Genomic DNA, 7,478 nt, shown 5'->3' with positions numbered 1-7,478 from the left:
ACGTTCGACCCCGAACACGTGCCGCTGACGCCGCATGAGCGGGCCGCGCGGCAAGCTGTGCCCATGGCGGCTTGAGCCGCTACACACCGCCAAACAACGGTATCCCTTCCCCACTGGACGTGCGCTCGAAGATGCTCTCCACAGGTCAGACCGGCAGCAGGTGAACTCGATAACTCGGGCGTGGCATGGCGCAAGCCCCGACCACGGCGAACGAATGGAGTCCTGCTGAGCGGTTCGTATCTGGGGCCTCGGTGAACACCACCGAAACAAGCCCGCCTGTAGATGTGCAGTCTGTCCTTGCATGGTGTCGCCTTCGATCAATACGTCCCACTCACTGTCGCGAGAGGAGTCAATATCGAATCAAAGGAAAAAAGCCCCGGCATGATTGGTTGAATTAGCGGGAAGTCCCTGTAGCCGGGTTAGGTGCCTGTTTTGTAGAAAAAATGGAAAAGTATCCAAGGAGCAATAGCTAAGATTGCACCAAAAATTCTATAGAAAAGTTTCGCTCGCTTTAACCCAATTTCCTCATTGGGTGCACTTTTGTACAGCCTGTAGCCTGATTGCCTGTCAAATCGAAGAAGAATTTTTGCTGGAATTAAAGCGATGAGTGCTCCAATTAATGTGAGTATCAATGGAAAATTATTATTCATGATTGACCTAACGGGCGAGGTAAGCCGACCGCCGTAGGCGGGTCGGCTTGACCGAAATGTTAGAGCCAGAAGCCGAAACGGATAACCTGAATTTGGCGACGGGCGCTAACTGCGAAAAAGCACGGAGCCACCGAGGCAGCGCAGCACTACCAAAACAATAGCTGCTTGTGCTTGCTACACAAGGTCCAGAGGCCAAAAAGACCATAAACCGGCACCAAGCCGACAGGCGAAGCCCAGAGAAACGGCAAACCCAGCGCTGCACAACGCTTGAGAAACTGAATGCCGTTTGAATAAGCATGAGCTTGAATAAAGGGGTTTTTCAGTGGTGCTAACTAGATTTAGACAACCGCATGCTACTGACCCGGCGCGGCCTAAGTCAAGCGCGCAGCACAAAATCTCCTAAGCCAACCCCATGGCGGCGGTAATTTAGGCCGCCTAAAATTCCACGGATGATGGATGCGCCCTCCACCCCACCTGTTCTCGCCGCGTCGCAGCCGCCCAAGTTGCTGGATTCGTTGCGCCAGCGCATTCGGGTGCTGCACTATTCCATTCGCACCGAGCAGGCTTACGTGGATTGGGCACGCCGTTTCATTCTGTTCCATGGCAAGCGCCATCCACGCGAGATGGGGGCGCCGGAGGTCACGGCCTTTCTCACCCATCTGGCTGTGGCGCGCAATGTGTCCGCCTCCACGCAGAACCAGGCCAAGGCCGCCATTCTGTTTCTCTACAAAGAGGTATTGCAGCAAGACTTGCCGTGGCTGGATGAGGTTGTTTCGGCCAAGAAGGCGCGCCGCCTGCCGGTGGTGCTGACGCAGCGCGAGGTGCGCGAACTGCTGCTGCACTTGCAGGGCACGCAGTGGCTGGTGGCTTCGCTGCTGTACGGTACGGGCATGCGCATTCTTGAGGCGTTACGCTTGCGCGTGAAGGATGTGGAGTTCGAGCGGCGTGAGCTGGTCGTGCGCGAGGGCAAGGGCAACAAGGACCGGGTGACAGTGCTGCCCGAGATCCTGCTGGCGCCGCTGCGCGAGCAACTGGAGCGGGCTCGCGTGCTGCAAGCGGGTTACGACATCCGTATCGTGCAGGAATTGCTGGGCCACAAGGATGTGAGAGCGTGAACACGTTCTGAATACCACCATGATCTACCCCCATGTTCTGAACAAGGGCGGGCGCGGCGTGCCGAGCCCGCTCGATGCGCTATGAGTCACGCTTCCCCGTTTTCCCACCAGCCCCTGGCCGAACGCCTGCGCCCGCGCACCCTGGGCGAGGTAATTGGCCAGCAGCATGTGCTGGGGCCTGGCATGCCGCTGCGGCTGGCGTTCGAGTCGGGGCGGCCGCACAGCTGCATCCTGTGGGGGCCGCCGGGCGTGGGCAAGACCACCATTGCGCGGCTGATGGCCGAGGCGTTCGATGCGCAGTTCATCAGCATCAGCGCGGTGCTGGGCGGGGTGAAGGACATCCGCGACGCCGTGCAGCAGGCCGAGCGCGCGCGCGACGGCCTGGTGCCGCAGCGCACCATCGTCTTTGTGGATGAGGTGCACCGCTTCAACAAGAGCCAGCAGGATGCGTTTCTGCCGCACGTCGAAAGCGGGCTGTTTACCTTCGTCGGCGCCACTACCGAGAACCCTTCGTTCGAGGTCAACTCGGCGCTGCTGTCGCGTGCCACGGTCTACGTGCTGCAACCGCTCGCGGCCGATGATTTGAAGCAAATAGTGGCTAAAGCCCAGGCCCTGCAAGCGCTACCAGCTATCGAAAGCGAAGCGCTGGAGCGCCTCATCGCCTATGCCGACGGTGATGCGCGGCGCCTGCTGAACACGCTGGAGACGCTTGCCGTCACCGCCGAGCAGGCGAAGGTGGAAACCATCACCGATGCCTGGCTGCTGCAGGTGCTGGGCGAGCGCATGCGCCGTTATGACAAAGGCGGCGAGCAGTTTTACGACACCATCAGCGCGCTGCACAAGTCGGTGCGCGGCTCCGACCCCGACGCCGCGCTGTACTGGCTGGTACGCATGCTCGATGGCGGTGCCGATCCGCGCTACATGGCCCGGCGCATCGTGCGCATGGCCTGGGAGGACGTCGGCCTGGCCGACCCGCGTGCGCTGCAGATCGCAGGCGAGGCGGCGCAGACCTACGAGCGCCTGGGCAGCCCCGAGGGCGAGCTGGCGCTGGCGCAGGCGGTTATCTACCTGGCGGTGGCGCCCAAGAGCAATGCCGGCTACATGGCCTACAAGCTGGCGCGCACCTTTGTGCAGCAAGATGGCACCCGGCCGGTGCCCATGCACCTGCGCAACGCACCAACCCGGCTCATGAAAGAGCTGGACTACGGCAAGGGCTACCGCTACGCCCACGATGAGGAGGGCGGCTTCGCCGCAGGGGAAAACTACCTGCCCGAGGGCATGGAGCCGCCGGGCTTCTACCGGCCGGTGGACCGGGGGCTGGAGATCAAGATCGCGCAGAAGCTTGATGAACTGCGCGCGCGCAATGCCGCCGCACGCGCTGGCGAATGATAAGTTCGCATAGCAAGAATTTCGGCTTCCATTAGCGCTGCTGATGTTTTTCGTGGACTCCTGATGCTACGCAAATCCCCGGGAAAACCCCGTCCGCACGGACGGGGGCAGGTTTGGCGCACTGGCTAGAATTTGTTGCAAACCCGCGCAGAGAAGCCTGGCGGGTTTTTTGCTAGACACTGCTGGGGGCGCACAAGATGCCAACGCCGCAGGTGTTGGCAAGGCGCGCACGTCACGAACGAAGGACTTTTTTATGGACATTTTGCTGCAGCAGATCATCAACGGTCTGGTTCTCGGCAGCATGTACGCCTTGATAGCCTTGGGCTATACCATGGTGTACGGCATCATCCAGCTCATTAACTTTGCCCACGGGGAAGTGCTCATGATCGGCGCACTGACCAGTTGGAGCTGCATCGGAATGATGCAAGAGGCCATGCCTGGTGCACCAGGTTGGGTCATCTTGCTGCTGGCCACGCTCATCGCCTGTGTGGTGGCGGCCGCGCTGAATTTCTCGATTGAGAAGATTGCCTACAAGCGGCTGCGCAGCAGTCCGCGCCTGGCGCCGCTGATCACGGCCATTGGCATGTCGCTGCTGCTGCAGACGCTGGCCATGATCATCTGGAAGCCCAATTACAAGCCCTATCCCACCCTGCTGCCCACCACGCCGTTTGAAATTGGCGGCGCGGTCATCACGTCCACGCAGGTGCTGATCCTGGCCGTCACGGCGGTGGCGCTGGGGGCCATGGTGTACCTGGTGAACTACACCCGCCTGGGCCGCGCCATGCGTGCCACGGCAGAGAACCCGCGCGTGGCCGCGCTCATGGGCGTCAAGCCCGACATGGTGATTTCGGCCACCTTCATCATCGGCGCCGTGCTGGCGGCCATCGCCGGCATCATGTGGGCGTCCAATTACGGCACGGTGCAGCACACCATGGGTTTCCTGCCTGGCCTCAAGGCCTTCACGGCGGCCGTGTTTGGCGGCATTGGCAACCTGGCGGGCGCCGTTGTCGGCGGCCTTTTGCTGGGGTTGATCGAGTCCATCGGCTCGGGCTACATCGGTGACCTCACGGGGGGCGTGCTGGGCAGCCACTACACCGACATCTTCGCTTTCATCGTGCTCATCATCATCCTCACGCTGCGTCCCTCGGGCCTGCTGGGCGAGCGCGTGGCCGACCGCGCCTGAGGAGCCAACGACCATGAAAAACAACAAGATTCAATGGATTCTGGGCGCCGTGGCGCTGCTGGTGCTGCCGCTGGTGTTGCAGTACTTCGGCAACGCCTGGGTGCGCATCGCCGACCTGGCGCTGCTCTATGTGATGCTGGCCTTGGGCCTGAACATCGTGGTGGGCTACGCTGGCCTCCTCGACCTGGGCTACGTGGCGTTCTATGCCGTCGGCGCCTACATGTTCGGCCTGCTGGCCTCGCCGCACCTGACGGAGAACTTCGCCTGGTTCGCCGCCAATTTCCCGGACGGGCTGCACATGTCGCTGTGGATGGTGATTCCCGTGGCACTGGTGCTGGCGGCGTGCACCGGGGTGTTGCTGGGTATTCCGGTGCTCAAGCTGCGCGGTGACTACCTGGCCATCGTCACGCTGGGCTTCGGCGAGATCATCCGCATCTTCATGAACAACCTGGACCACCCGGTCAACATCACCAACGGCCCCAAGGGCCTGGGGCAGATCGACTCGGTCACGGTATTCGGCCTGAACCTGGCCAAGCGGCAGGAGATCTTCGGCTTCGATATCGCCTCGGTCACGCTGTATTACTACCTGTTCCTCGTGTTGGTGGTGTTCACCATCATCGTCTGCTACCGCCTGCAGGACTCGCGCATCGGCCGCGCCTGGATGGCCATCCGCGAGGACGAGATCGCCGCCAAGGCCATGGGCATCAACACGCGCAACATGAAGCTGCTGGCCTTCGGCATGGGCGCGTCGTTCGGCGGCGTGGCTGGGGCCATGTTCGGTGCCTTTCAGGGCTTCGTCTCGCCCGAGTCGTTCAGCCTGATGGAGTCGATCATGATCGTGGCCATGGTGGTGCTGGGTGGCATCGGCCACATTCCGGGCGTGATCCTGGGGGCGGTGCTGCTGTCGGCGCTGCCCGAGGTGCTGCGCTACGTGGCCGGCCCGCTGCAGCAGATGACCGATGGGCGCCTGGACGCTGCCATCCTGCGCCAGCTGCTGATTGCGCTGGCCATGATCGTCGTGATGCTGCTGCGCCCGCGTGGTCTGTGGCCTGCGCCCGAACATGGCAAGAGCCTGGAACAGAAGTCCTGACCCCACCACCGAGAGCAAGAAATGGCAGATACATCGAAAGAAGTGGTGCTCAAGGTCGCGGGCATCTCCAAGCGCTTTGGCGGCCTGCAGGCCTTGTCCGACGTGGGCATGACCATCCGGCGCGGCCAGGTCTACGGCCTGATCGGCCCCAACGGGGCGGGCAAGACGACGTTCTTCAACGTCATCACCGGCTTGTACACCCCCGACACCGGCAGCTTCGAGCTGGCCGGCCAGCCCTACGCGCCGCACGCCGTGCACCTGGTGGCCAAGGCGGGCATTGCGCGCACATTCCAGAACATTCGCCTGTTCGCCGACATGACGGCGCTGGAGAACGTGATGGTGGGGCGGCACATTCGCACGCATTCCGGCCTGCTGGGCGCCATCTTCCGCACCAAGGGGTTCAAGGCCGAGGAGGCCGCGATTGCCAAGCGCGCGCAGGAGCTGCTCGACTATGTGGGCATCGGCAAGTACGCCGACTTCAAGGCGCGCACGCTGTCCTACGGTGACCAGCGCCGCCTGGAGATCGCGCGCGCTCTGGCCACCGACCCGCAGCTCATCGCATTGGACGAGCCGGCCGCTGGCATGAACGCCACCGAGAAGGTGATGCTGCGCGAGCTGATCGACCGCATTCGCAACGACAACCGCACCATCCTCATCATCGAGCACGACGTGAAGCTGATGATGGGCCTGTGCGACCGCGTGACGGTGCTCGACTACGGCAAGCAAATTGCCGAAGGAACCCCTGCCGAAGTGCAGAAGAACGAAAAAGTGATCGAGGCCTATCTGGGCACCGGCGGGCACTGAAGGACCGAAAAAAATGGCCGAGAAATCCGACAAAGTTCTATTGCAGATCAAGGGCCTGAAGGTGGCCTACGGTGGCATCCAGGCCGTCAAAGGCGTGGACATGGAAGTGCGCGAGGGCGAGCTGGTCACCCTGATCGGCTCCAACGGCGCTGGCAAGACCACCACCATGAAGGCCGTCACCGCCTCGCTCATCGCCAACGACGGCGACATCGAGTACCTGGGCCGCAGCATCAAGGGCCGCGGCGCCTGGGATCTGGTCAAGGAAGGGCTGGTGATGGTGCCCGAGGGGCGTGGTGTGTTCGCGCGCATGACCATCACCGAGAACCTGCTCATGGGCGCCTACACGCGCAACGACAACGCCGGCATTCAGGCCGATATCGAGAAGATGTTCACCATCTTCCCGCGCCTGCGTGAGCGCAAGGACCAGCTGGCCGGCACCATGTCGGGCGGCGAGCAGCAGATGCTGGCCATGGGCCGGGCGCTGATGAGCCAGCCCAAGGTGCTGCTGCTGGACGAGCCCTCCATGGGCCTGTCGCCCATCATGGTGGACAAGATTTTCGAGGTCGTGCGCGACGTGTACGCGCTGGGCGTGACCATCGTGCTGGTGGAGCAGAACGCCAGCCGGGCCCTGGCCATTGCCGACCGCGGCTACGTGATGGAGTCGGGCGTGATCACCATGACCGGGCCGGGCCAGGAGCTGCTGAGCGATCCGCGCGTGCGTGCGGCGTACCTGGGCGAGTGAAGGGCGTGCTTCTTAATTGATAGCTGCTTGCGCTTGATGGTATTGGGCTAGATGCCTTTTTGGCACCTAAAATACCCGTCGCCATGACTTTTCTGCAATCCCTGCCCGTATCGGTCCAGACGGTTTTTTTGTTGCTCTTGAGCAACATTTTCATGACCTTCGCCTGGTACGGCCACCTGCGCAACCTCGCCAGCGCGCCCTGGTACGTGGCGGCGCTGGTGAGCTGGGGCATCGCCCTGTTCGAGTACCTGCTGCAGGTGCCGGCCAACCGCATTGGGTTCACGCAGTTCAACGTAGGGCAGCTGAAGATCTTGCAAGAGGTCATTACCCTTGCGGTTTTCGTGCCTTTTTCGGTGGTCTATCTGGGGCAGCCGCTCAAGTGGGACTACCTCTGGGCCGGGCTGTGCATGGTGGGGGCGGTGTATTTCATTTTCCGCAACGCCTGACGGCTACCCACCCAGAGGGGCGCGGCCGCCCGGTTAAACTCGCAGGCTTGGTGCATTTG

The 7,478-nt window shown here is 62.2% G+C and carries 8 protein-coding genes; 7 read left to right on the top strand and 1 reads right to left on the bottom strand.

Translation table 11 applies throughout. From position 1 onward, the window contains the following. Positions 1-657: 657 nt before the first annotated feature. Positions 658-855: a DUF1010 domain-containing protein gene (locus BN2503_RS19950; protein ID WP_074930167.1), complete on the bottom strand. Its 198-nt coding sequence runs from the start codon at positions 853-855 to the stop codon at positions 658-660. Between the two features lie 244 nt (positions 856-1,099). Between BN2503_RS19950 and BN2503_RS06745 the strand changes: the two genes are divergently transcribed. The 7 genes from BN2503_RS06745 to BN2503_RS06715 all read left to right on the top strand — a co-directional run bounded on the left by BN2503_RS06745 (position 1,100) and on the right by BN2503_RS06715 (position 7,419). Further along, on the top strand, positions 1,100-1,765 hold the full coding sequence (locus tag BN2503_RS06745) for a phage integrase N-terminal SAM-like domain-containing protein (protein ID WP_434799879.1): 666 nt from the start codon (positions 1,100-1,102) through the stop codon (positions 1,763-1,765). A gap of 81 nt (positions 1,766-1,846) precedes the next feature. Continuing rightward, complete coding sequence (locus BN2503_RS06740) at positions 1,847-3,154, top strand: replication-associated recombination protein A (protein ID WP_054255883.1); 1,308 nt, start codon at positions 1,847-1,849, stop codon at positions 3,152-3,154. A 253-nt stretch (positions 3,155-3,407) separates the two neighbouring features. Next, the gene (locus BN2503_RS06735; protein ID WP_054255882.1) at positions 3,408-4,337 is read left to right on the top strand and encodes a branched-chain amino acid ABC transporter permease; all 930 of its coding nucleotides are present in this window, start codon (positions 3,408-3,410) and stop codon (positions 4,335-4,337) included. Between the two features lie 13 nt (positions 4,338-4,350). Then, a complete protein-coding gene (locus BN2503_RS06730; protein ID WP_054255881.1) occupies positions 4,351-5,427 on the top strand; it encodes an ABC transporter permease subunit in 1,077 nt (358 codons plus the stop codon). Between the two features lie 21 nt (positions 5,428-5,448). Next, on the top strand, positions 5,449-6,231 hold the full coding sequence (locus tag BN2503_RS06725) for an ABC transporter ATP-binding protein (protein WP_054255880.1): 783 nt from the start codon (positions 5,449-5,451) through the stop codon (positions 6,229-6,231). A 13-nt stretch (positions 6,232-6,244) separates the two neighbouring features. Beyond that, positions 6,245-6,973 carry an ABC transporter ATP-binding protein gene (locus BN2503_RS06720; protein WP_054255879.1) on the top strand — a complete coding sequence of 243 codons (729 nt, stop codon included), beginning with the start codon at positions 6,245-6,247 and terminating at the stop codon, positions 6,971-6,973. A gap of 83 nt (positions 6,974-7,056) precedes the next feature. Further along, a complete protein-coding gene (locus tag BN2503_RS06715) occupies positions 7,057-7,419 on the top strand; it encodes a DMT family protein (protein WP_054255878.1) in 363 nt (120 codons plus the stop codon). Positions 7,420-7,478 lie beyond the last annotated feature (59 nt).

Origin of the sequence: Paenacidovorax caeni, from assembly GCF_001298675.1 — a bacterium.
Lineage (GTDB): Bacteria > Pseudomonadota > Gammaproteobacteria > Burkholderiales > Burkholderiaceae_C > Paenacidovorax > Paenacidovorax caeni.
This window is presented reverse-complemented; position numbering and strand designations above follow the sequence as displayed.

Coding starts and splice junctions, on each gene's coding strand:
- BN2503_RS19950 (WP_074930167.1), bottom strand. CDS start 855: ATGGTCTTTTTGGCCTCTGGACCTTGTGTAGCAAGCACAAGCAGCTAT.
- BN2503_RS06745 (WP_434799879.1), top strand. CDS start 1,100: ATGATGGATGCGCCCTCCACCCCACCTGTTCTCGCCGCGTCGCAGCCG.
- BN2503_RS06740 (WP_054255883.1), top strand. CDS start 1,847: ATGAGTCACGCTTCCCCGTTTTCCCACCAGCCCCTGGCCGAACGCCTG.
- BN2503_RS06735 (WP_054255882.1), top strand. CDS start 3,408: ATGGACATTTTGCTGCAGCAGATCATCAACGGTCTGGTTCTCGGCAGC.
- BN2503_RS06730 (WP_054255881.1), top strand. CDS start 4,351: ATGAAAAACAACAAGATTCAATGGATTCTGGGCGCCGTGGCGCTGCTG.
- BN2503_RS06725 (WP_054255880.1), top strand. CDS start 5,449: ATGGCAGATACATCGAAAGAAGTGGTGCTCAAGGTCGCGGGCATCTCC.
- BN2503_RS06720 (WP_054255879.1), top strand. CDS start 6,245: ATGGCCGAGAAATCCGACAAAGTTCTATTGCAGATCAAGGGCCTGAAG.
- BN2503_RS06715 (WP_054255878.1), top strand. CDS start 7,057: ATGACTTTTCTGCAATCCCTGCCCGTATCGGTCCAGACGGTTTTTTTG.